Annotated in this window: 20 protein-coding genes and 2 tRNA genes; 18 read left to right on the forward strand and 4 right to left on the reverse strand. The window is 69.8% G+C overall.

Annotated elements, in window-relative coordinates; genetic code table 11:
• Positions 1 to 17: 17 nt before the first annotated feature.
• A tRNA-Asp gene (locus tag IFU30_RS05730) sits at positions 18 to 91 on the reverse strand.
• Between the two features lie 117 nt (positions 92 to 208).
• A tRNA-Glu gene (locus tag IFU30_RS05735) sits at positions 209 to 284 on the reverse strand.
• 291 nt (positions 285 to 575) lie between these two features.
• Between IFU30_RS05735 and IFU30_RS05740 the strand changes: the two genes are divergently transcribed.
• Entirely contained in the window at positions 576 to 1,871 is a 1,296-nt protein-coding gene (locus tag IFU30_RS05740) for a M23 family metallopeptidase (RefSeq protein ID WP_249404640.1), read from the forward strand.
• Between the two features lie 17 nt (positions 1,872 to 1,888).
• On the opposite strand, the gene IFU30_RS05745 is transcribed toward IFU30_RS05740, so the two are convergent.
• Positions 1,889 to 2,380 (reverse strand): inorganic diphosphatase, encoded by a 492-nt coding sequence (locus tag IFU30_RS05745; protein WP_079705152.1) that lies wholly within the window; start codon positions 2,378 to 2,380, stop codon positions 1,889 to 1,891.
• A gap of 129 nt (positions 2,381 to 2,509) precedes the next feature.
• Between IFU30_RS05745 and tilS the strand changes: the two genes are divergently transcribed.
• The 11 genes from tilS to IFU30_RS05800 all read left to right on the forward strand — a co-directional run bounded on the left by tilS (position 2,510) and on the right by IFU30_RS05800 (position 12,296).
• Positions 2,510 to 3,517, forward strand: coding sequence for a tRNA lysidine(34) synthetase TilS (gene tilS / locus IFU30_RS05750; protein ID WP_342450807.1), 1,008 nt, complete (start codon positions 2,510 to 2,512; stop codon positions 3,515 to 3,517).
• Positions 3,518 to 3,579: 62 nt separating this feature from the next.
• Complete coding sequence (hpt, locus tag IFU30_RS05755; RefSeq protein ID WP_064294334.1) at positions 3,580 to 4,131, forward strand: hypoxanthine phosphoribosyltransferase; 552 nt, start codon at positions 3,580 to 3,582, stop codon at positions 4,129 to 4,131.
• A gap of 154 nt (positions 4,132 to 4,285) precedes the next feature.
• The gene (gene ftsH, locus IFU30_RS05760; protein ID WP_079705154.1) at positions 4,286 to 6,304 is read left to right on the forward strand and encodes an ATP-dependent zinc metalloprotease FtsH; all 2,019 of its coding nucleotides are present in this window, start codon (positions 4,286 to 4,288) and stop codon (positions 6,302 to 6,304) included.
• A gap of 5 nt (positions 6,305 to 6,309) precedes the next feature.
• The gene (folE, locus tag IFU30_RS05765; RefSeq protein ID WP_192004604.1) at positions 6,310 to 6,972 is read left to right on the forward strand and encodes a GTP cyclohydrolase I FolE; all 663 of its coding nucleotides are present in this window, start codon (positions 6,310 to 6,312) and stop codon (positions 6,970 to 6,972) included.
• Between the two features lie 4 nt (positions 6,973 to 6,976).
• The gene (gene folP / locus IFU30_RS05770) at positions 6,977 to 7,780 is read left to right on the forward strand and encodes a dihydropteroate synthase (RefSeq protein WP_079705156.1); all 804 of its coding nucleotides are present in this window, start codon (positions 6,977 to 6,979) and stop codon (positions 7,778 to 7,780) included.
• Positions 7,773 to 8,162, forward strand: a complete 390-nt coding sequence (gene folB / locus IFU30_RS05775) for a dihydroneopterin aldolase (protein ID WP_079705157.1) — start codon at positions 7,773 to 7,775, stop codon at positions 8,160 to 8,162. Before folP ends, folB begins: the two co-directional genes overlap by 8 nt.
• Complete coding sequence (folK, locus tag IFU30_RS05780; RefSeq protein WP_079705158.1) at positions 8,162 to 8,722, forward strand: 2-amino-4-hydroxy-6-hydroxymethyldihydropteridine diphosphokinase; 561 nt, start codon at positions 8,162 to 8,164, stop codon at positions 8,720 to 8,722. Before folB ends, folK begins: the two co-directional genes overlap by 1 nt.
• Positions 8,719 to 9,198, forward strand: a complete 480-nt coding sequence (locus IFU30_RS05785) for a DUF3180 domain-containing protein (protein ID WP_086474548.1) — start codon at positions 8,719 to 8,721, stop codon at positions 9,196 to 9,198. Before folK ends, IFU30_RS05785 begins: the two co-directional genes overlap by 4 nt.
• Positions 9,158 to 9,769, forward strand: coding sequence for a PH domain-containing protein (locus IFU30_RS05790; RefSeq protein WP_137242239.1), 612 nt, complete (start codon positions 9,158 to 9,160; stop codon positions 9,767 to 9,769). The genes IFU30_RS05785 and IFU30_RS05790 overlap by 41 nt, the downstream gene beginning before the upstream one ends.
• Complete coding sequence (locus IFU30_RS05795; protein WP_192004605.1) at positions 9,766 to 11,586, forward strand: PH domain-containing protein; 1,821 nt, start codon at positions 9,766 to 9,768, stop codon at positions 11,584 to 11,586. The genes IFU30_RS05790 and IFU30_RS05795 overlap by 4 nt, the downstream gene beginning before the upstream one ends.
• Complete coding sequence (locus IFU30_RS05800; protein ID WP_079705162.1) at positions 11,583 to 12,296, forward strand: Rossmann-like and DUF2520 domain-containing protein; 714 nt, start codon at positions 11,583 to 11,585, stop codon at positions 12,294 to 12,296. Before IFU30_RS05795 ends, IFU30_RS05800 begins: the two co-directional genes overlap by 4 nt.
• Positions 12,297 to 12,379: 83 nt before the next feature.
• Here IFU30_RS05800 and IFU30_RS05805 read toward each other — a convergent pair whose 3' ends face one another.
• On the reverse strand, positions 12,380 to 12,877 hold the full coding sequence (locus IFU30_RS05805) for a DoxX family protein (protein ID WP_192004606.1): 498 nt from the start codon (positions 12,875 to 12,877) through the stop codon (positions 12,380 to 12,382).
• Positions 12,878 to 13,094: 217 nt separating this feature from the next.
• Between IFU30_RS05805 and lysS the strand changes: the two genes are divergently transcribed.
• From lysS to IFU30_RS20835, 6 genes are all read left to right on the forward strand, one after another.
• Positions 13,095 to 14,615, forward strand: a complete 1,521-nt coding sequence (gene lysS, locus IFU30_RS05810; RefSeq protein WP_192004607.1) for a lysine--tRNA ligase — start codon at positions 13,095 to 13,097, stop codon at positions 14,613 to 14,615.
• 41 nt (positions 14,616 to 14,656) lie between these two features.
• Positions 14,657 to 14,803: a hypothetical protein gene (locus tag IFU30_RS05815; protein ID WP_153303387.1), complete on the forward strand. Its 147-nt coding sequence runs from the start codon at positions 14,657 to 14,659 to the stop codon at positions 14,801 to 14,803.
• Between the two features lie 100 nt (positions 14,804 to 14,903).
• Positions 14,904 to 15,101, forward strand: a complete 198-nt coding sequence (locus IFU30_RS05820) for a hypothetical protein (protein WP_194718988.1) — start codon at positions 14,904 to 14,906, stop codon at positions 15,099 to 15,101.
• Positions 15,102 to 15,179: 78 nt separating this feature from the next.
• Positions 15,180 to 16,649 (forward strand): cardiolipin synthase, encoded by a 1,470-nt coding sequence (cls, locus tag IFU30_RS05825; RefSeq protein ID WP_137242235.1) that lies wholly within the window; start codon positions 15,180 to 15,182, stop codon positions 16,647 to 16,649.
• A 75-nt stretch (positions 16,650 to 16,724) separates the two neighbouring features.
• Positions 16,725 to 20,306 (forward strand): SdrD B-like domain-containing protein, encoded by a 3,582-nt coding sequence (locus IFU30_RS05830; RefSeq protein WP_192004608.1) that lies wholly within the window; start codon positions 16,725 to 16,727, stop codon positions 20,304 to 20,306.
• A gap of 174 nt (positions 20,307 to 20,480) precedes the next feature.
• On the forward strand, positions 20,481 to 23,996 hold the full coding sequence (locus tag IFU30_RS20835; RefSeq protein ID WP_192004609.1) for an SdrD B-like domain-containing protein: 3,516 nt from the start codon (positions 20,481 to 20,483) through the stop codon (positions 23,994 to 23,996).
• Positions 23,997 to 24,105 lie beyond the last annotated feature (109 nt).

The raw sequence follows: 24,105 nt of genomic DNA on the forward strand, positions 1-24,105 counted from the left end.
GGGCTTCCGACCTTTTGCGACCCTGACGGGACTTGAACCCGCGACCTCCGCCGTGACAGGGCGGCACGCTAACCAACTGCGCTACAGGGCCATACATGTTGAATTGCTGGTGATGCGAACTACGGTGATGCTGGTGTTACTCGGTGCTTCTCGCAGTCGCGCAGACTCACTATACCTGAATCCGAGCGGCTGTTTTTCCAGTAGTCATTGGTGACCCCAACGGGATTCGAACCCGTGCTGCCGCCGTGAAAGGGCGGTGTCCTAGGCCGCTAAACGATAGGGCCGCGAAGCCCTGAAGCTTCATGACTACCGAGCGACAAGCATACGGATGAAACGGTCGAATCCAAAATCGGGTTCGCGGAGCAGGGTTCGGCGCTCCATGCCGGATCTGACGACAGGCACCGAATGACCGCTCCACGGCCCCCGGCCGGGGTTAGCCTCTGGCGTGGACCACTCCCGGATGCCGCGGCCGACGGGAGTGTCCGCAGCTGGTCCCGACCCCCATCGGGCTAGCGTGGACAGTGGTACCGATGTGACCGATGTGACTGCAGCGAACCGAGATGGGCCCCTACTTCATGAGCAAGAAGCTTGCCGGCGCTTGGCGCCGAAGCCGGACGACCAACGCCGGATCGGCGTCCTCCGTGCGGTGGCGAGGACGCCTCACCGCCGCAATCGTCATGTCGCTCGCGATCGTCGGCTCGTTCGGCGTCGCCGGTCCGGCGTCGGCAGCCGACTACCCCTCGTGGGACGACGTCCAGGCCGCGAAGGGCAACGAGGCCGCCAAGGCCGCCGAGGTCACGAACATCAAGAACTTCATCGTCCAGCTGCAGGACGAGCTGCAGGTCGCCCAGGACGAGGCCGAGAAGCGCGGTACGGAGTTCCAGGCCGCTGAGGAGGCCTTCTTCGAGGCCGACGCCAGAGCCACCGCGATCCAGTCGCAGGCCGACGCCAAGACGGCCGAGGCCGACACCGCGACGAAGCAGGCCGGCCGGGTCGCCTCGCAGCTCTACCGCTCCGGCGGCGCCGACCTCAGCCTGAGCCTCTTCCTCGACGGCGAGAGCAAGGGCGCGACCGACCTCCTGTCGAAGCTCGGCAACATGAACCAGGTCGCCGAGCACAGCAACGGCGTCTACGAGCAGGCGGTCGCCGCGCGCAACACCGCGGCTGCGCTCGGTGAACAGGCCGGTGTCGCCCGCGACGAGCGCGAGTCGCTCCGGCAGGCGGCGCAGGCGGCCATGGAGGCCGCCCAGGCGGCGGCGTCCGCGGCGGCGGCGAAGCTCGAGAAGAACCAGGAGCTGATCGTCACGCTCAACGCCCAGCTGACGGCGCTGCAGGACACGACCGCGAAGACGGTCAAGGACTTCGAAGCCGGCGAGGCCGCGCGGAAGGCCGCCGAAGCTGCGGCAGCGGCCGCGCGTGGCGAGAGCGCCGACGGCGGTCAGCTCAGCAGCCAGGGCTGGGCGATCCCGGCCTCCGGCAGCATCTCGGGCACCTACGGCTACCGCGATCCGATCTCCACGGGCGGCGGCAGCTCAGGCAGCTTCCACCGCGGCACCGACATCGCGGGCGGCTGCGGCATCCCGATCTACGCGGCGACCTCCGGCACCGTGACCTACGCCGGTTGGTACGGCACGTACGGCAACTTCATCCTCATCGACCACGGCTCCGGCGTCTCGACCGGCTACGCGCACATCGTGAACGGTGGCATCCAGGTCGGCGTCGGCTACCAGGTCTCCGCCGGACAGGTCATCGCCTACGTCGGCACGACCGGTGCCTCCACCGGCTGCCACCTGCACTTCGAGGTCCGCATCAACGGCAGTGCGATCGACGCGCAGCCGTTCATGGCCGACCGCGGGGCGCCGCTCGGCTGACCGAGNTCCGCAGTGGGTCAGTGACCCTCCGCCTTGAGCTTGTCGAAGCCCGCGAGGATGATCTTCTCGGCCGCTGCGGCGTCGCCCCATCCGTCGATCCGCGCCCACTTGCCGGGCTCGGTGTCCTTGTAGTGGACGAAGAAGTGCTCGATCTCGTCGCGCGTCGCCTGCGGGATGTCGGTCAGGTCCTGGATGTGCGACCAGCGCGGGTCCTTGTACTGCACGGCGATGACCTTGTCGTCGCCGCCGCCGTCGTCCGTCATGTGCAGCACGCCGACGGGGCGGACCTTGATGCCGACGCCCGGGAAGGTCGGGAAGTCGAGCAGGACCAGGACGTCGACCGGGTCGCCGTCCTCGCCGAGGGTGTTCTCGAAGAAGCCGTAGTCGGCGGGGTAGACGAAGCTCGTGAACAGGACGCGGTCCAGGAAGACCCGACCGGTCTCGTGGTCGATCTCGTACTTGTTGCGGCTGCCCCGCGGGATCTCGATGACGGCGTCGTACTCGGCCATAAGCCTGCTCCTTGCGCGGTTGGATGACGTTGAGTCGGCGCGGTCGCCGACGAGGACCAACCATAACCGATGCGTCCCGGGGCGAACGGTGTGGGGAGGCGCTCGGCGCGGTGCAATAGCGTGGTCCGCGTGAACGACGTCCGACCCCCGCTCCACCCGTCCGTCGCCGCCCTCCGGAAGGCGGTGCGCGACGCGATCGCGGGCACGGCGCCCACGGCGTCGCGTGACGTCGCCGGTGCCGACCTGCTCGTCGCACTGAGCGGTGGCGCCGACTCGCTCGCGCTCGCCGCCGCGACCGCGTTCGAAGCCGGAAAGCTCGGCCTGCGGGCCGGCGCCGTGATCGTCGACCACGGACTGCAACCGGGCTCGGCGGACGTCGCGGCGCGTGCCGCGGACCAGGCGCGCGCCCTCGGGCTCGACCCCGTCCTCGTCCGGGTCGTCGAGGTGGGCTCCGAGGGTGGACCGGAGGCCGCGGCACGGGCGGCCCGGTACACCGCACTCGACGCCGCGCGAGTCGAGGTCGGCGCGTCCCTGGTGCTGCTCGCGCACACCCTCGACGACCAGGCGGAGACCGTCCTCCTCGGCCTCGCTCGCGGGTCCGGAACCGGCAGCCTCCAGGGGATGGCGCCCGTCTCCGGTGCGCTCCTCCGACCCCTGCTCGGGATCCGGCGCTCCCAGACCCGCGAGGCGTGCGCTGCCGAAGGACTCGAACCGTGGCACGACCCGCACAACACCGACGACGCCTACGCGCGGGTCCGGGTCCGGGAACGGGTCCTGCCGGTGCTCGAGGCGGAGCTCGGGCCGGGGATCGCCGAGGCCCTCGCCCGCACCGCCGACGCCGCCCGGGAGGACGCGGAAGCGTTCGAGGAGATGATCGACGAGACCATCGAGGAGCTCGTCGAGCACGCCGAGGCCGGGATCTCTGTCAGTGCCGGCGCACTCGCGGCCAACCCTGCAGCGCTCCGCCAGCGGATCATCCGGCACATCGTGCAGAGCGAGTTCGGCGTCTCGCTCACGCGGTCGCAGACGATCGAGGTCGCGCGGCTCGTCACCGATTGGGCGGGCCAGGGTCCGATCGATCTGCCCGGCCTGACGGCGTCCCGACACGCGGGACGCATCGTCTTCGCGGCCCGCTGACCGCCGGGCTCTCCGAGCAGGAGGCGCACGGGCTTCCGGGTCATCTCGCATACACTCGACGCATGGAGCAGAGCGACATTTCCGACGACCTCACGACCATCCTCGTCACCGAGCAGGAGATCCGCGACAAGCTCGCCGAACTCGCCCGGCAGATCGAGACCGACTACGCCGGGAAGGACGTCCTGCTCGTCGGCGTGCTGAAGGGTGCGGTCATGGTCATGGCCGACCTCGCGCGCGAACTCCGCATCCCGCTCTCGATGGACTGGATGGCCGTCAGCTCGTACGGTGCCGGCACGAAGTCGAGCGGTGTCGTCCAGATCCGCAAGGACCTCGACGCCGACCTCACGGGCCGCCACGTCCTGATCGTCGAGGACATCATCGACTCCGGCCTCACCCTCTCCTGGCTGCTCGAGAACTTCGCCTCGCGCGGAGCCGCGTCCATCGAGGTCTGCGCGCTCCTCCGCAAGCCCGAGGCCGCCAAGGTGCACGTCGAGTGCAAGTACGTCGGTTTCGACATCCCGAACGACTTCGTCGTCGGGTACGGTCTCGACTTCGACGAGAAGTACCGTAACCTCCGCGACGTCGGCGTCCTCGCCCCGCACGTCTACGCCTGAACCACTCCACCGACCTCACACCGCACCCCCGTTAAGCCCACGGCAAACACAGGGGAGGCATCCAGCGGCGAGGGGGTAGCCTGATTTCCGACGCGGCTCCGCCCGTCGACCCCTCCTGCAGAAAGGGAACGGGCCAGCCCCGGCCTCTCAACTTATGAACGTCAAGCGTCTCTTCAAGGGTCCCATCCCGTACCTCATCATCGCCGCCCTGGTCTTCTGGATCGGCATCAGCCTGATGAGCATGAACGGCTTCCGTGAGGTCTCCACGCAAGAGGGTCTCGCCTTCCTCGAGAAGGGTCAGGTCAAGGAGGCCGTCATCACCGACGGCGACCAGCGAGTCGACCTCACGCTGACGAAGGCGGACGACGAGTTCGGCAAGCAGGTGCAGTTCTACTACGTCGGCGCCCGTGCGGCCGACGTGGTCGAGGCCGTCGACGCCGCAGACCCGTCCGGTGGCTACAACGACAAGGTGCCCCAGCCGAGCTGGCTCCTGTCGATGCTCGGACTCCTCCTCCCGCTGCTCCTCATCGGTGTCTTCTTCTGGCTGATGCTCTCCGGCATGCAGGGCGGCGGCAACAAGGTCATGCAGTTCGGCAAGTCGAAGGCGAAGCTCGTCTCGAAGGAGTCGCCGAAGGTGACCTTCGACGACGTCGCCGGTGCCGACGAGGCGATCGAGGAGCTCGAGGAGATCAAGGACTTCCTCAAGGAGCCCGCGAAGTTCCAGGCCGTCGGTGCGCGCATCCCGAAGGGCGTCCTGCTGTACGGCCCTCCCGGAACGGGCAAGACGCTCCTCGCCCGCGCCGTCGCCGGTGAAGCCGGCGTGCCGTTCTACTCGATCTCCGGTTCCGACTTCGTCGAGATGTTCGTCGGTGTCGGTGCGAGCCGCGTCCGCGACCTCTTCCAGCAGGCCAAGGAGAACTCGCCCGCGATCATCTTCGTCGACGAGATCGACGCCGTCGGTCGCCACCGCGGTGCAGGCATGGGCGGCGGACACGACGAGCGCGAGCAGACCCTCAACCAGCTGCTCGTCGAGATGGACGGCTTCGACGTCAAGACGAACGTCATCCTGATCGCCGCGACCAACCGCCCCGACATCCTCGACCCCGCGCTCCTGCGCCCGGGTCGCTTCGACCGCCAGATCGGCGTCGACGCCCCCGACCTCGCAGGCCGAAAGAAGATCCTCGAGGTGCACGGCAAGGGCAAGCCGCTCGCCGCGAGCGTCGACCTCGAGGTCGTCGCCCGCAAGTCGCCCGGGTTCACCGGTGCCGACCTCGCCAACGTCCTCAACGAGGCCGCGCTGCTCACGGCACGCTCCAACGCCCAGCTGATCGACAACCGCGCTCTCGACGAGGCCATCGACCGCGTCATCGCCGGCCCGCAGCGCCGCACGCGCGTCATGCGCGAGCAGGAGAAGCTCATCACCGCCTACCACGAGGGCGGGCACGCGCTCGCTGCGGCGGCGATGAACAACACCGACCCGGTCACGAAGGTCACGATCCTCCCGCGCGGCCGTGCCCTCGGCTACACGATGGTCCTGCCCCTCGAAGACAAGTACTCCGTCACGCGCAACGAGCTGCTCGACCAGCTCGCCTACGCGATGGGCGGCCGCGTCGCCGAGGAGCTCGTGTTCCACGACCCGACCACGGGTGCGTCGAACGACATCGAGAAGGCCACGGGCATCGCTCGCAAGATGGTCACCGAGTACGGCATGACCACCGATGTCGGTGCCGTCAAGCTCGGGCAGTCCTCGGGCGAGATGTTCCTCGGCCGCGACATGGGCCACCAGCGCGACTACTCGGAGGAGATCGCGCAGCGGGTCGACGCCCAGGTCCGCGAGCTCATCGAGGCCGCACACGACGAAGCCTGGCAGGTCATCACGACCAACCGGGCCGTGCTCGACCGCCTCGCCGCCGAGCTGATGGAGAAGGAGACCCTCGACCACAACCAGCTGGCCGAGATCTTCAAGGACGTCAAGAAGCTCCCGCCGCGCCCCGTCTGGCTGTCCAGCAAGAAGCGTCCCGTCGGGTCGGGTTCGGCCGTCGGTTCCGCGTCCTTCACAGCACCCATCGACTCCGGTGCGGCAGACGGCGGTGTGAGCTCGGAGCCCGAGCCCGAGGCTCCCGTGAAGCCCAAGCGCACCCGCGCGACGAAGCCGCGACCGGCGACCGCCTAGCCCGCATGACCCACGGCGAGCACACCGCGGACGACGCGGTCGCAGCCGCGCAGGCCGAGCCCGATCAGGGCTCGGCCTCGCGGTCGTCCGTGGACCGCGAGCGGATCGCCGCAGCGGTCCTCGAGATCCTCGAGGCGATCGGCGAGGACCCCTCCCGCGACGGCCTCGCCGACACCCCGACGCGTGTCGCCGATGCGTACGCCGAGTTCTTCGGTGGCGTCGGTCAGGACGCCGGTGTGCACCTGGCGCGCCCCATCCCGATCGAGGAGGGCGCGACCAGCGACGCCGTGCTCGTCCGCGACATCGCCTTCCGTTCCGTCTGCGAGCACCACCTGCTCCCTTTCCTCGGCACGGCGCACATCGCCTACCTGCCCGACGAACTCGTCATCGGACTCGGTGCCCTGCCGAAGCTCGTCGACACACTCGCCTCGCGCCCGCAGGTCCAGGAGCGCCTCAGCGAGCAGATCGCCGACACCCTCGTCGAACGGCTCGCGCCCCGTGGCGTCCTCGTCGTGCTCCAGGCCGCACACGGCTGCGTCTCGATGCGCGGGTCACGCCAGCTGACGAGCACCACCGTCACCATCGCCAGCCGTGGAGCCCTGGCCGATCCGGCTGCACGGGCCGAGCTGATGGTCCTGATCGGCGCGTCCGCCGACCAGGCGGGGTGATCGCATGTTCCAGATCATGGGCGTCGTCAACGTCACCCCCGACTCGTTCAGCGACGGCGGCCGGTACCTGGACGTCGACGACGCCGTCGCCCACGGGCTCGAGCTCATCGCGGCCGGCGCGACCATCATCGACGTCGGCGGCGAATCGACCCGGCCCGGTGCCGCCCGGGTCGACACCCGCGAGGAGCAGCACCGGGTCGCACCCGTCATCGCCGCGCTGGCCGCCGCTGGTGCGCGAGTGAGTATCGACACGATGAACGCTGAGACCGCCCGTGCCGCGGCCGACGCCGGTGCCTCGATCATCAACGACGTCTCCGGTGGCCTCGCCGACGATCGCATGCCGGGCGTCATGGCGGCGTCGGGTCTCGATTGCGTCATCAGCCACTGGCGCGGGCACTCGGCCGACATGGCGAGCCGCGCCACCTACACCGACGCGGCGGTCGACGTCGCTCGGGAACTCGACGACCGGGTGACGACCCTCCGCGGTCAGGGCGTCGACCCCGGCCGGATCGTCGTCGATCCCGGCCTGGGGTTCTCCAAGCACGCCGAGCACAACTGGCGCATCCTCGCCCGACTCGACCTGCTGCGCGAGCTCGGATACCCGGTGCTGGTGGGCGCGTCCCGCAAGCGGTTCATCGGAGCGCTCCTCCCCGAGGACGCCCCGATGGAGGCGCGCGACCTGCCGAGCGCCGTGGTGAGCGTGCTGGCCGCGCAGGCCGGAGCCTGGGGTGTGCGCGTCCACGACGTCGCCGCAACCAGACTCGCTCTCGATACCCTCGATGCATGGCAAGGTGGAGCCGATGACTGATTCGATCACCCTCACGGGCCTGCGTGCGTTCGCGCACCACGGCGTCTTCGACTTCGAGCGCGAGGCCGGACAGGAGTTCGTCATCGACGTCACCGTGTCGCTGGACCTCCGCCCGGCCGCCGGCGGCGACGAGCTCGGCGCGACCATGCACTACGGCGAGCTCGCCGAGGCGGTCGTCGCGGCCGTGGAGCGCGACCCGGTCGACCTCATTGAAACGGTGGCCGAGCGCATCGCCGACGTGGTGCTCGCGAACGAGCGCGCGGAGGCGGTCCGGGTCACCGTGCACAAGCCGAGCGCCCCCATCACGGTGCCCTTCGCGGACGTGGCGGTGACGATCGAGCGCACCCAGGCCGACCGCACGCAGGCCGGGCGGGCCGTCTGATGGTCTCGCGCACACCGATCCACGACCCCGCCCGTCGGCCCGGACCACCGAAGCCGCGCGCCGTGTGGGCCGTCGTGGCCATCGGGGCCAACCTGGGGGACCGCCGCGCGACGATCGCACAGGCGGTGGACGACCTCGCCGCCGTCGACGGGGTGCTCGAGGTGCGGCCGTCGCCGCTCGTGTCGAGCGCGGCCGTCAAGTCGTCCGGCGTCGACGAGTCGGCTCCGGCCTACCTCAACGGTGTCGCTGCCGTCCGCACCCGCCTCCAGCCGCACGCGCTCCTCGACGAACTCCAGCGGATCGAACTCGCGCACGGCCGCGTCCGCGAGGAACGCTGGGGCGATCGGACGCTCGACCTCGACCTCGTCGCCTACGACGACGAGACGATCGACGACGAACGCCTGACGGTCCCGCACCCGCGAGCCGCCGAGCGCGGCTTCGTCGTCGTGCCCTGGCTGCTCCTCGACCCCGACGCGACGCTGCCCGGTGTCGGCCGCCTCGACACCCTCGCGGCCGCCAAGGACGGTTCCGTGGTCCCCGACGACGGCACGCACCCATGACCCGCACCACCGCGACACCGCTCATCGTCCTCGCCGGGGTGGGCGTCGTCTTCGGCTTCCTCGTCGAGGTCGCGATGGTCTCCGGCGGACGCGCGTCGATCATCCCGCCCGTCACCCTCGCGGTCTCGCTCGTGGCGGTCGCGATCATCCTCATCGCCCTGTCCTGGCCGATCCGCCGCAGCACGACCGGTCGCGCCACCCGTCGGATCGATCCGTTCCGCGCCATGCGGGTCGCCGCGCTCGCGAAGGCCTCGAGCCATGCGGGCTCCCTGGTGGCCGGGGCGACCGTCGGGATCCTGCTCTTCGTCCTGACCCGCCCGATCCTGCCCGCGATAGGCTCGTTGTGGCTGGTGATCGCGTCCATCGTGGGATCCGTCGCACTCGTCGTCGCCGCCTTGGTGGCCGAGTGGTTCTGCACCGTTCCGAAGGATGATGATGACGACGCCGCACCCGGGGGAGCCCCGTCCCACACCTGATCAGCCCGCCGAACGGCCGCTGATCGAGACGCCGCTGGAGGAGCTGTCGTCGCCGGAGGGGGTCCACGCCGGCCCCGCGGAGCAGAGCGGCAAGCGGCTCGAACTGCCTGATGCCGAGTGGCGCCGCGTGAGTCGCAAGCTCATCGCCGTCGAGTTCATCTCCGAGGGCGCCGGCCTCGTGCTCGTCACGGCGGCCGTGGTCTTCGTCGCGCTCGTCTGGGACTGGACCTGGATCTGGTGGCCGTTCGCCGCCTTCGCCGTGATCTCCCTGATCGCCGCGGCGTTCATCCCGCGCCGCATCCGATCGATCGGGTATCAACTGCGCGCGGACGACCTGTTGTTCCGCCGAGGGATCATGTGGCAGCGCTTCGTCGCCGTGCCGTACGGGCGCATGCAGCTCGTCGACATCAACCGCGGGCCCCTCTCGCGGGCGTTCGGCCTCGCCGACCTCAAGTTCGTGACCGCCTCCGCCTCGACCGGAGTGGTGATCAACGGGTTGCCGGAAGCCGAGGCCGAAGGGCTGCGCGACCACCTGGTCGCCGTGGCGGAGAGCCGGCGGACCGGACTGTGAGCGAGCACCAGGCGGCAGGACCGCCGGAGCGGTTCGAAGCTCCGGCCGCGGGTCCTCGGGTGAAGCCGACGGCCGAGGCGATCGTCCCACGGGTGGCCGGACAGAGTCTCGTCGACGGGCAATGGCACCGGCTGCACCCGGCGACGCCGTTGCTCCGAGGTGGCATCGCATTCGTCGCCATCCTCGGCATCGTGATCGCGAACCTCCGCGAGCGGCTCATCGAGTTCTTCATCCCCGCCCCGGGGATGGAGCAGCCGACCGACCCGATCGACTACATCCTCAACCACGGCTTCGTCGGGTGGGTGCTCCTCGCGATCGCCGTCGGGCTCATCGTGGTGATCGCCGTGTTCTGGTTCTCATGGCGCATGCACACCTTCCGGGTCACCGACGAAGCGGTGGAGGTGCGCAGCGGCATCCTGTTCCGCACGAACCGCAAAGCCAAGCTCGACCGCATCCAGGGTGTCTCCATCGAGAAGCCGCTCCTCGCCAGACTCATCGGGGCCTCGCGCATCAACGTGAGCGTCGCTGGCCAGGACGCGAACGTCAAACTGGAGTACCTGTACGGTGCCGACGCCGACGGCCTCCGCCGGGACGTCCTCACGCTCGCGAGCGGGGTGAAGCTCGCCGAACGCCGGCAGACCGCCGCAGCCGGCGACCCGGCCGACCCGACCCTGCCGCCGCAATCGGTACCCGACGGCGCCGGCGGGGTGTCCCGGTTCGTCACCGAGCGCGTCGACGACTTCATCTCGCCCGAACTCGACCCGGAGGAGGCGGTGCCGGACTCCGTCGTGCGATTGACGCTCGGACGCCTGGTCGGATCCACGCTGCTCAGCCCGTTCACCGTGATCGTCCTGATCTCGGTCGTGGCCGGCGTCGTGCTCCTCGTCAACGGGCTGGACTGGGCCTGGTTCTGGCTCGTCCCGATGGTGCTGAGTCTCGGGGCCTTCGTCTGGTCGAGCGTGACGAAGTCGCTGCGCTACAGCATCGCCGCGACGGCCTCGGGCGTCCGCATCGGCTTCGGGCTCTTCTCGACGACGAACGACACCGTCCCGCCCGGACGGATCCACGCGATCGAGGTGTCACAGCCCATCATCTGGCGCCCGTTCGGCTGGTGGCGGGTCCGGATCAACAAGGCCGGCCTGTCACTGGAGCAGGCTGCCCGGGGTGCGACGAGCAACACGGTGTTGCCGGTCGGGTCGCTCGTGGACGCCGCCCAGGTCGTGGAGCTGATGCTCGCGGGCCGCATCGACGGCAGTGCCTGGGCACCCCTGCAGTCGGCTCTCGCCACGCGTGACGGCGTCGGTTTCGTGGGTTCGCCCCGCCGCTCGCGATGGATCAACTGGTTCTCCTGGCGTCGTACCGGCTACGCCCTGCGCGACGGGATGCTGCTGTTCCGGCAGGGGGTGGTCTGGCGCAAGCTCCACATCCTCCCGCTCGCACGCCTGCAGAGCATCCGGATCGACCAGGGGCCGCTCCTGCGCGCGCTCGACCTCGCCTCCGCGACCGCGCACACGGTCCCTGGCCCGGTGATCGCCAAGCTCCCGGCCATGGCCCGCGACGAGGCGGTGCGGATGTTCGACGCGGCGTCGGCGGCGATCGTGGTCGCGCAGTCGACCGACCGCAGCCACCGGTGGGCGAGCTTCGACCCCGAGCACCAGCCCGACGAGGCGCAGGCGACGGCGCCCTACCTCGATGAGCCGGTGGCGCAGTCCGGCACCGAACCGACGACGCGGGCGCACGCCGAGCCGTGGCAGGAGCACAGCCCGGCACCGTCCGTGCCGTTCCCGGCGACCGACCAGGACCGGAGGACCACGTGAGCGCGGAACGACGGAGCGCCAGGCTCGGCGTCGGGATCATCGGGAGTGGTCGCGTCGGCCCGGTCATCGGAGCGGCGCTCGGGGGAGCCGGACACGCGATCGTCGGCATCACCGCGGTGTCGGAGGAGAGCCTCGAACGGGCGAACGCCCTGTTGCCGGATGTGCCGGTGCTCGATCCGACCGAGGTGGTCGAGCGGAGCGAACTCGTCGTCATCGCCGTACCCGATGCGCAACTCGCGTCGTTGGTCGAAGGGCTCGCGGCGGTCGGTGCGTGGCAGCCGGGTCAGCTCGTCGCGCACACCTCGGCTCGGTTCGGGACGGCGGTGCTCGCTCCGGCAGCGCGCGCCGGTGCCATCCCGTTGGCGTTGCACCCGGCCATGGTGTTCACCGGCACGAGCCTGGATCTCGCGCGCCTGCACGAGACCTCGTTCGCCGTGACCGCACCGGCCCCCGTCCAACCGATCGGGCAGGCGCTCGTGGTCGAGATGGGCGCGGAGCCCGTGATCATCGCCGAGGCCGATCGTGCGGCCTACGCCGAAGCGGTGGAGACGGCCGCGAGCTTCTCCCGCGCGGTCGTGCAGCAGTCGACGGCTCTGCTCCAGGAGATCGGCGTGGAGAACGCCGGCGGCTTCCTGTCGTCGCTCGTGCGGTCGTCGGTCGACGAGGCGCTGCGCGGTGCGACCACGCCCGACGTCGACGAGCTGCTCTAGCCGGGTGGACGAACCGCGCCGCCCGCCCCACCCGAGTCCGGGCAGGCGGGCGGGCCCGTGTCAGCGGCTGCGGCGGCGACGGATCAGCGGCTGCGGCGGCGACGGATCAGCGCGTCGATCGCGAATCGGCCCGGGCCGGCGAGGGTGAGCGCGAGCGACGCGAGCGCGAGCAGCATGACGTACTCGAAGCCACCGTCTGCGGCGTAGAACCCCGCCGGCAGGTGCACGAGCACCATCGCCACGGCCATCGTCACCGCCAGCAGGGCGCCCACGATGCGCGTGCCGAGGCCGACGATGAGCAGCAGGCCACCGACCACCTCGAGCCCGGCGACGACGACCGCCGCGATCTCCGGTGCCGGGATGCCCATGCCTCCGAACCCGGAGGCGACGCCTGGAATGGAGTCGACGAGGAACTTCTGGAGGCCGTGGGCGATGAAGACCACACCGAGGGCCAGGCGCAGGAGGAGGAGACCGGCGTCGATCCCCGCCTGTCGGCGCGGCGCGGCGGGGGAGGCCGGTACCGGTGGGACGGTGGTGGCTTCACGGTGGTCGGTGTGCTGGTGGTCGGAGAGCGTCGTCATGACGAGCCTTTCGAGTTCGTTTCCGGCGTCGGTGCCCCCGATCGGGACTCCTGTCCTTCGAGCCAAGCACGGCCCGGGTACCCGGCGATGTCCTCCGAATGGTTGTTCGCAGACCCTTGTCAGGGCGTCGATAGCCGGTTCATAGGAAACCGGCCGTGCGCGCGGCCCGCACGGTCCCCGGTAAACTCCAGTGACCGCACGAGGAGAATCCCACCGCATGACTGACACGACGCCAGAGCCGATCGACGACGCAGCAGAGCAGGCAGAGCTCTCCGAGCAGAAGGCCGTCCGGCTCGCGAAGCGCCAGCGCCTCATCGACGAGGCGACGTCGGGTGCCGGTGGCGCCTACCCCGTCACCCTCCCCATCACCGACACGATCCCGGCGGTGCGCGCCCGCTTCGGTGAGCTCCAGCCCGACGAGGCGACCGGCGTCACGGTCGGCGTCGCAGGCCGCGTCGTGCACCTGCGCAACACCGGCAAGCTCTGCTTCGCCAGCCTCCAGTCGGGCGACGGCAGCCGCATCCAGGCGATGGTGAGCCTCGCCAGCGTCGGCGACGACCAGCTCGCCGCTTGGAAGGAACTCGTCGACCTCGGCGACCACGTCTTCGTCTCCGGCGAGGTCATCTCCAGCCGCCGCGGCGAACTGTCGATCATGGTGGCCGAGTGGACCATCGCGGCGAAGGCGATCCTGCCCCTGCCGAACCTCCACAACGAGCTGAACGAGGAGACGCGGGTCCGGAGCCGGTACCTCGACCTCATCGCCCGCGACCAGGCGCGCAAGAACGTGCTCGACCGGGCCAAGACGGTGGCCAGCCTCCGCCAGACCTTCACCGAGCGCGACTTCGTCGAGGTCGAGACGCCGATGCTCCAGGTCATGCACGGTGGAGCCTCGGCCCGCCCCTTCGTCACCCACTCGAACGCGTTCGACACCGAGCTCTACCTGCGCATCGCGCCCGAGCTGTACCTGAAGCGCGCCGTCGTCGGCGGCATCGACCACGTCTACGAGATCAACCGCAACTTCCGCAACGAGGGCGCCGACTCCACGCACAGCCCCGAGTTCGCCATGCTCGAGGCGTACGAGGCGTACGGCGACTACGGCACCATGGCCGACCTCACGCAGACCCTCATCCAGAACGCCGCGCTCGCGACGAGCGGGAGTCACATCGTCACCTGGGCCGACGGCACGGAGTTCGACCTCGGTGGCGAGTGGGACCGCATCTCGATGTTCGAGAGCCTGTCGGCCGCAGCGGGTGTCGAGATCACGCCGCAGACGCCGATCGAGGAACTCAAGGCGCTCGCCGAGCGTGAGGGCGTCGAGGTCCCGCACCCCATCCACGGCAAGTACGTCGAGGAGCTGTGGGAGCACTTCGTCAAGGGTGGCCTCGAGCGCCCGACCTTCGTCATGGACTTCCCGGTCGACACGAGCCCGCTCGTGCGCGCCCATCGCTCCATCGATGGCGCGGTCGAGAAGTGGGACCTCTACGTCCGCGGCTTCGAGCTCGCCACCGGCTACTCCGAGCTCGTCGACCCGGTCGTGCAGCGCGAACGCTTCATCGAGCAGGCGAAGCTCGCCGCACAGGGCGACGTCGAGGCCATGCGTCTCGACGAGGAGTTCCTGCGGGCGCTCGAGTTCGGGATGCCGCCGTCCGGAGGCATGGGGATGGGCATCGACCGACTCCTCATGGCGCTGACCGGTCTCGGCATCCGCGAGACGATCCTCTTCCCCCTGGTCAAGTAGCGGCCACCCGGCAGCACGACCACCGACAGTCAGGCGCGACGATGAGCATGATGGACCCCGGCGACCACCAGGACCCGAAGAAACAGGGGCCGACGACGGCGCGCATCACCATCTGGATCGTGGTCGGCGGGATCGGCCTGTACCTCGTCGTCAGCGGCTTGTGGGGCGCCCTCGCCGGAGGCTCCTGAGGCCGCTGCGCGCTCGTTCGGCATGGCGCGACCACGTCGTTCCGGTCCCTGAGCGAACCCTCCGGTCCCTGAGCCTGTCGAAGGGCGGTACGATTGAGGAGTGATCGAAGACTACTGGCTCAACGCGCTCTGGTCGCTGCTGCCCACCGTGGTCGTCGGCATCATCTTCTGGGTCGTGATGCGCGCCATCCTGCGGTCCGACCGCAACGAGCGCAAGGCGTACGCGCAGGTCGAGGCGGAGCAGCGCGCGAAGCTCGGTCTCCCGCCGGTCGAGCCCTCCGCCCCTCGCGAGGTCTGACCCGCCCGTATCACGTGGCGATGTCGCCCCACAGCTGTCCGGCATGGTCAGTAGGCTGGAGCCTCGGCAGCTGAGCGGATGGGCGACATGACGATCGAGTTCTCCTGGAACTGGCTGGGCATCACGGCCCTCGTCCTGGACTTCATCATCCGTGTCATCGCGGTGATCGTCGTCCCGCGCAACCGGCGCCCGACCGCGGGGATGGCCTGGCTGCTCGCGATCTTCCTCATCCCGTACGTCGGTGTCATCGCCTTCCTCCTCATCGGCAATCCGAAACTCCCACGGGTGCGCCGGCGGAAGCAGTACGACATCAACGTCTACATCCGCCAGACGACCCGCGACCTCGTCAAGGCGAACCTGACGTCGAACGCCCCGGCCTGGTTCCGGTCGGTCGTGACGCTCAACCGCAACCTCGGGTCGATGCCGCTGCAGGGCGGGAACACCGCGAGTCTCATCGGTGACTACGAGGCCTCGCTCCATGCCATGGCCGACGAGGTCGACCGTGCCGAGCAGTTCGTGCACGTCGAGTTCTACATCCTCACCTGCGACCGCACCACGAAGCCGTTCTTCGACGCGCTCGAGCGCGCAGTGGCCCGCGGCGTCACGGTCCGGGTGCTGCTCGACCATTTCGCGAGCTGGCGGACCCCCGACTACAAGCACACGCTGAAACGCCTCACCGCGATGGGTGCCCAGTGGGCGCTCATGCTCCCGCTCCAACCGTTCAAGGGCAAGTTCCAACGTCCCGACCTCCGGAACCACCGCAAGATGGTGATCGTCGACGGCGCGGTCGCGTTCATGGGCTCGCAGAACATGATCGACCGGAGTTACAACAAGCCGGGCAACATCAAGCGGGGTCTCCAGTGGCAGGAGCTCATGACGCGGGTGGAGGGCCCCGGGGTCGCGGGGATCAACACGATCTTCCTGAGCGACTGGTACAGCGAGACGGGCGACGTGCTCTCCCACGAGGTCGGCCTGCTCGAGGCCCGACCGGTGGGCGACCTCGAGCTGCAGGTCGTGCCGAGCGGGCCGGGGTTCGACGGCGACAACAACCTCAAGCTGTTCCTCACGCTCATCTACGCGGCGCAGCGGCGCATCGTCATCACGAGTCCGTACTTCGTGCCTGACGAGTCGTTGCTCGCAGCGGTCACGACGGCGGTCCAGCGTGGTGTGCCGGTCGACCTGTTCGTCTCGGAGATCGGCGACCAGGCGATGGTCTGGCACGCGCAGCGCTCCTACTACGAGGCGCTCCTGCGAGCCGGCGTGCGGATCTTCCAGTACCCGGCGCCGTACATCCTCCACGCGAAGCACTTCACGATCGACGACGACGTCGCCGTCATCGGGTCGAGCAACATGGACATGCGTTCCTTCGGTCTCAACCTGGAGGTCTCGCTCATGGTCCGCGGGCGCGAGTTCGTCCAGGAGATGCGCGGCGTCGAGGACGGGTACCGGGAGATCAGCAAGGAACTGACGCTCGCGGAATGGTTGAAGCAGCCCCTCCGGTCGACGGTGCTCGACAACCTCGCCAGATTGACGTCCGCGCTGCAGTAACTGATATGTGTCGTTTTCAACAGATATATCTGTCTGATATTCTCGCAGGGTTCACCCCCTCGAGAAAGCGACTCCATGTCACTTCTGTTCTCCCCGCCACGCGCACTCGCGGCCTGCACTGTCGTTGCGGCAGCAGCGGTGATCGGCTTCGGCGCGATCGTGCCTGCGTCGGCCGCGACCGATCCGCCGACGACCGACGACACCTCGTCGGCGTCTCCCGAGGCGCCGACGGCGCCCGACGAGGCGCCCGCAGCTCCGACGGCGGTGACGCCTGACGCCGGTCCACTGACGCTGTTGACCAAGCTGCAGCGCACGGTCACGGGTACGGCTCCCTTCGACGACGATGCAGGGCCCGGTCGCGACATCAGCGGCGAGGATCTCATCGTCCGCTCGCACGACACGGTGTCCTATCGCATCGAGGTCCAGGTGAACGGCACGGCCCAGGACGGTGTCGTGACGATCCGTCAGGAGCTCCCCGGCGGCATGACGTGGCCTGCCGTCGGGTCCCTACCCGGCTACTGCGGCGACGGTTCGGTCGTGAGCGATGATGCGCGCACCGTCGACTGCGTCGTGCACGACGTCGCGCCGAACTCCGTGTCGACCTACGACCTGATCGCCTCCGCCAGCACGGCACTGCCCGACGGAACCGTCCTGCCGGCTCCGGCGGACGCCATCCAGGTGTCGGCCGCCGACGCGACGAGTGGGCAGGCCGCGTCTTCGACGGTGACGCCGGACGACCTCGTCATGAGTACGGGTCCCCGCCTCAATCTCGGCGTCAAGCGGCACACCACCGACCAGGTCGCGGTCAACGCGGAGGGGGTCAGGGGGTACCGCGTGTACTTCGACACGTTCCTCGACCTCGCCGACTACAACGCAGCGGGCGGACTCGGCGCACGGGGCCAGTCGGCCATCGTCGGCGACGTGACGTTCGACATCGACCTGTCCGACTTCAGCGACCATGCCGAAGCCGTCGATCTGGCCGGGCAGCGGTGCGCGCTGAACCCCTACGACGGCAGTGCGTTCCCCTGGAGCGCCGGCGGTGCGGAGAACAGCGTCACCGACTCGGGCACCTGGACGTGCACGCCCGATGCGGCGAATCCCCAGCTGATCCACGTGGTCGTCTCGGGTGCCGACCTCAGCGCGGATCACATCCCGACGAAGACCGCGGCCGGTGCCAACATCACCACTCGGGGCTACGTCGCGATCGGCAAGTTCGCGGTCTTCGTGCCGCACACCGACGTCCCGTCCGACGGGAGTATCGACTCGCTCGTCACCCTGCGCGACCTCGTGGCGTTCGGTGAGAACGCAGCCGGTGAGCCCATCGCGAACCGTGCGGAGCCGCTGACCGACAACACCGTGACGACGCGCCTCACCCGACGCGTGGGTGCGGGCCACAGCACGCGGTATCTCGACAGTGCGTCCAACCTCACCAAGGTCCCCGGCCAGAGCACGGTCGGTTCCGGAGACGGCCCGGTGACCAGCGGGCAGACCTTCGTCGCACACACGGCCGTCATCAACTCCTCGGTCGAGGCGCCGATGACGGGCGCGATCGTGTGCCAGGTCTTCGACCCCAAGACCCAGTTCGTCGCGACCGCGGGTGCCAGCGCTCCTCCGGTCACCGTCCGGGCGAGCGGGGCTGCCGACGGGTTCAACCCGAGTCAGGTCATCGTCGAGTACGGCACGACGCCGGTCGTCGACGCCACCGCCGACGACGAGACCCGCTGGAGCGGCCTCGACGCCGCGACCTGCGACGATTCAGACGACACCTGGACCGCGAACTGGCAGTCGCTCGATCTCGAGGACGTCACGCGGGTGCGCTACCGTCCCGTCGGCGGCGAGTTGTCTGCGGGAGCGCAGTTCAACGGGTCGCTCACGCTGCAGCTCCGCGATGGTCTGCCGGTCGGCGAGACCATCATGGAGACCTACTCCGTGAAGTCGACCTCGATGTACAGCGACGACGCCGATGCGCCGACCCACTGGATCGAGGACGCCTGGTACCACGGGAAGTACAATCCGGTGCAGTCGACGAACAAGGACTTCCCCCGTGGAGACCGCCTCCTCGTCTCGGAGGGGTCCGTCGCCATCGCCAAGCGCGCGATCGCGCCCGCCGTCGATGCGGGATCGCCGGCGCACGTCGCCTCAGGAGAGCGCGTGCAGTTCGAACTGACCCCGCAGATCGCCAGCAAGTCCGGTCTCGCCGACGCCGCGCGCGACGTCGTCGTGGTCGACCGACTCCCGAAGGGGCTCGCCTTCGACCCTGCAGACGTCTCGTCCGCTCCGGACTCGGTGGTGACCGCGGAGGACGGCACGACCGAGCTCACCTGGTCGTTCGAGCGGATCGACCGCGGGAGCGAGCCCGTCATCACCTACTGGGCCAAGACCGACTCGACGATCGTCGGCGACCTCGTCAACCAGGTCATCGTCTCGAGCTCCGACGATCCGTCGTCCCTCGAGGAGATCCCGGCCTCCCCGACGATCTCCGACGCGCACTACTCTCGTCAGACGGTCTCGCTCAGTGCTCCCGGCGGGCTGCGCATCGAGAAGTCGGTGGCACAGCAGGTGGTCGAGTCCGGCGACGACCTCGATTACACGGTCGCGTTCGCGAACATGAACGCCGACACCCCGCAGCAGGGCGCCTCGTCGATCGACGTGCTGCCCTACGCCGGTGATGCACGCTCGTCGTCCGTCGAGGGCGTGCTGGCAGCAGCGGTCGAGGCACCGTCCGGTGTCACGGTCCGGTACGCGGACGCCGATCCGGCGGCCGTCGCCGCGGCATCCGTCGTCGACGGCAGTGCCGGATACGGTGAGCTCCCGGCCGGTTCGGCCTGGTGCACCGCGTCCGAGCTCGGCGCCGAGGGTTGTGCCACGTCCTTCGCCGACGTCACCGCGATCCGGATGGACGTCGATTCGCTCGCGGCCCTGGAGCGCGTCGAGGTCCGGTACACCCTCGTCTCACAGGGTGCGCCGAGCGGTGCCACCTTCTCGAACGACGCGACCGTCCGCTCGGCGACCCAGACCCTGGGGGCCCGGTCGCCGCTCGTGAGCACCCGCGTGGTGTCCTCGTCGATCGGTCAGCGTCTGTGGTGGGACACGAACGAGGACGGTCTCGACAACGACGGCCCGGAGGGGGCGCCCGGTGAGGGCGTCGCCGACGTGCCCATGCACCTGTCCGGAGTCGACAAGTTCGGTGAAGTCGTCGAGGCCGAGACGGTGACCGACTCGACCGGCTCCTACCGGTTCTCGGGTCTCGTGTCCGGTGAATACGCGATCGTCGTGGACATCCCGGCGAACGCGGGTGTGACCACCTTCCGCGTCGGCGACGACGACCTGCTGAACTCCGCCGTGGACACCGCTGCGGGCGTGATGGAGGACATCACGATCGTCGATCCCTCACTCACTGGTGCCGACGGTGAGGACCTGACCTGGAACGGTGGGCTGGTCGTCGGAGCCGAGCCCCCGGTTGCGCCCGTGGATCCGCCCGGCATCCCGAAGGTGGACGACGCTGCCGCGAAGACCGCCCGCGGCGACCTGGCCGACACCGGTACGGCGTGGGTGTTCGCGGGGGCCGTGACGGCCGCGCTACTCCTTGCGATCGGAGCCGGTCTCGTCCTCGCCCGCCGTCGGCGGATGGAGCCGGAGGCGACAACGGCCGAGTGATCGCATCGAAGGGGGTCGACCGCATCGCGGTCGGCCCCCTTCGTCATGCTTCGAACGGATGGCCCGTTCCCGACAGGCGTCCTATATCGCATCGACATTCGGATATCCCACATATCAGTCGACCAACTTGTGTATCGTGTGACCGCCCCCTCTTCTCCAGAAGGTCGGACCCACGTGAACACCATCCTCTTCCGCAGGGCGCTCGGCGCCCTGTCCATCGTCGCCGTCACCGGCGGCGCCATGCTGCCGGTCACGGCACCGGACACCACCTCGACTCCCGCTGCCGCCTCGACCCAGGCGCTCGGCCTCAACACCTCGCTGCAGCGCACCGCCACCGGGAGCGTTCCCTTCGATCCGGCGCCCGGTCCGGGGCTCGACGTCTCACCCGACGACGCGGTGCTGCGGTCCCACGACGCCGTGACGTACACGATCGAGGCGCAGCTGCGCGGTGCCGCCCGCGACAACCGGGTGGTCGTCCGACAGCGGTTGCCCGAAGGGTTGCAGTGGCCCACCGTCGATCAGTTGCCGGGGTACTGCGTCGCCGGATCCACGGTCAGTCCCGACCGCGCCGTCCTCGACTGCGTCCGCTCCGACGTCCTCCCGAACTCCGTGAGCGCCATCGAGCTCACTGCGATGCTCACCACCGCGCCGGCGAACGGCACCGTCATCAGCGCGCCGCAGGACGGTATCGAGATCATCGCCGCCGACGCCGCCGACGGGTCCGAGATCCGGGCCAGCACGACCGCACCGGATCTGGTGGTGAGCAGCGGCCCGCGCGTCAACGTCGGCGTCCGACGGGGGCCGGTCGTCGACGGCGTGCAGGAGCAGGACGGCACCGTGGGTTGGTACATCGCACACGACACCTACCTCTCGATCACCGATTTCGGCACCGATGAGGGACGCGGCGCTCGCGGATCCGGGAACGTCGTGGGCGACGTCACCTTCGTCATCGATCTCAACGGGTATCCAGCCGGCGCGCGGCTCGCGACCGTCAACCCTGAGGGGAGGCCAGTGCCGCAGAGCTGTCTCACCGGGGCCTTCGACTCCGCGGTCTTCCCGAAGGCGGCGGGCGGAGGCGACGACGCGGTCTCGGATTCCGGGACCTGGACCTGCGAGCCGGCAGCCGACGGCCGTTCCGTCCTCGTCACGGTCAGTGGGGCCGACCTGAGCGGCGACCACATCCCCTCGCGGTCCGCTTCCGGCTCCGCGATCACGGCGCAGGGCTACCTCGCCATTGGACGATTCGGCGTGTTCGTGCCCGAGGACGACGTCCCGGCGAACGGCGCCCTGCCCGTGCGGCTGGACCTCGCCGATCTCCGCGTGACGGGTGTCGCCGCGGACGGGACGCCTCTGCCGAACGCTCCGGAGCCGCTGGCGGACAACGGCGCCACGGCGACCATCGCGCAGCGCACCGGCGGCGGAGACCACGCGAGCCGGTACTCGGACCGCCGGACCGACAACCGCATGGTGCCCGGACAGAGCACGGCGGGCTCCGGCGACGGGCCTGTCGCCGGCGGCCAGCGGTTCGAGCAGACCGTCGCCTGGAACAACACCACGACGAGCCCCCTGACCGGCGCCGTGCTCTGCGCGGTGTTCGACCCGGCCACCCAGCAGGTCGGTGAGCGTCCCGGCGGTGGAGACCCTGCGGAGTTCCGCTCAACCGCCGGAGCCGTGATCGTCGAGTACGGGACGACGCCCAGCGTCGACGCCGCGGCCGACACCGAGACCCGCCAGGCGCAGATGAATGCGACCACCTGCGACGACGCCGACGACACGTGGATCTCCGACCCGTCACTCGTCGACACCGACGACATCACGAAGGTCCGTCTTCGTCCCGTCGACGGCGAGCTCCCTCCTCGCACGAGCGTGACCCTGTGGGTGCAACTGCAGGCCAAACAGGGCCTCGACGTGGGCACCATGATCACCGAGACCTACAGCATCAAGTCCTCCGGCAACGGTCCGGACCGGGAGTCGGCGACCGCCTGGGTGGAGGACGGATGGTGGCACGGCCGGTACCGCGCGTCCGAGGGCAACGCACAGTACCCCCGTGGCGATCAGCTAGTCGCCGCGAACGCGGCGGTCACGCTCAACAAGCGGGCCACCTCGCCGGAGGTCGCGCCTGGCGCGCCGGCACCGATCGCGGCTGGCTCACCCATCACCTTCGAGGTGCGTCCGCAGATCATCACCCCCGACGGGGTGGCCGATCGAGCCGACGCCGTGACGGTCACGGACTCCCTGCCGGCCGGATTCCTCTTCGACGAGGGTTCGGCGACCCCGGCGGCCACGACCGTGGTCCCGCAGGCGGACGGCAGCACGCTCCTCACCTGGGACCTCGGGCGGATCCGACAGGGAGCCGAGCCGGTGATCGCCTACACCGCGGTCTCGGACCGGTTCTCCGTCGGACAGTTCCTCAATCGTGCGATCGTCGCGAGTCCGGACGACCCGGGGTCCCTGACGGACTTCCCCGCGGAGCCAGGACGACTCGACTCCCACTACTCCTGGCAGTCGATGGTGGTCACCACCCCATCCGGACTGCAGATCGACAAGCACGTGGCCCGGTCCGTCGTCGAGTTCGGCGACGCGGTCGAGGTCGACGTCGTCTTCGGGAACATGAGCGCCGGGGCCGTGCAGCGCGAGGTACGGATGATCGACGTCCTCCCGTACCCGGGCGACGAACGTGGCTCGACCGGGCAGGGCGTCCTGGCGGGTCCGGCCTCGTCGGACGGAGCGGACCTCCGCTACACGGCGGCCCCCGGTGATGCGGTCGCGAGCAACGTCGACCCCGTCGTCGACGACGGCTTCGGCACCCTGCCGGACGGAGCGCGGTGGTGCGCGGCGGACGAATTCGGCATGACCGGCTGCCCGGCGTCCATCGCAGAGGCGACCGCGATCGAGGCCACCGTCGCCGAGCTCGCGCCGTTCGCGCCAGTGGTCGTGGACTACGAGCTGACGACCACCGGTGCCGCGGTCGACGCCCGGTTCGTGAACGACGCCGTCGTGCATTCCGCGACGCAATCGCTCGGCGCACAATCGCCCCAGGTCGCGGCTCAGCTGGTGAGCTCGGCGCTCGGCGAACGCATCTGGTGGGATCTCGACGCGAACGGGCTCGACGACGACGGGCTCGACGGGACGCCCGGGCCCGGTGTCGCAGACGTCGAGCTCGAACTGACCGGCACCGACAAGCGCGGGGAGCCGGTCACCCGGACCGCCACGACCGACGCCGACGGCCGGTACCGGTTCGATGCGCTCCGCTCCGGTGCCTACCGGATCGACGTGCGACTCCCGGACGACCTGATGGCCGACGCCACGTCGCCTCGGGTCGGCGACGACGATCTCCGGAACTCCGCGATCGACCCTGCGGAGTGGGTCATGCCGGACATCGTGATCGCCGACCCGTCGCCGAGCGGAGCGGACGGCGAGGACCTCCGTTGGAACGGCGGTCTCATCGCGACCAACCCCGGGACCGGCCCGGAGCCGGAACAGCCGGGCGCGACGCCGGGTGCGCCGGAGGGCACGTCCAGCCGGGACACCGCGAGTCCGCTCGCCGTCACCGGCGCCGGGCTCACGACCGGCGCCCTCCTCGCGGCCGGCCTGCTCGTCGTCGCCGGTCTGCTCGTCCTCGCGCTGCGGCGGACGCGACGCCTCGTCGCATCGGAGCAGCCGACGGACAGCTCGGTCACGACCGAGTGACGAGGCCGTGAGTCGGGCCGCGGGATCGAGGTCCCGCGGCCCGACCCGGCTCCGAATGTCCGCAGAATCGACCCCGGATCGAGGGGTGGGCGCTCCCTATACTGGGGTC

The sequence above is a fragment of the Plantibacter sp. CFBP 8798 genome, assembly GCF_014841195.1.
Classification (GTDB): domain Bacteria; phylum Actinomycetota; class Actinomycetes; order Actinomycetales; family Microbacteriaceae; genus Plantibacter; species Plantibacter auratus.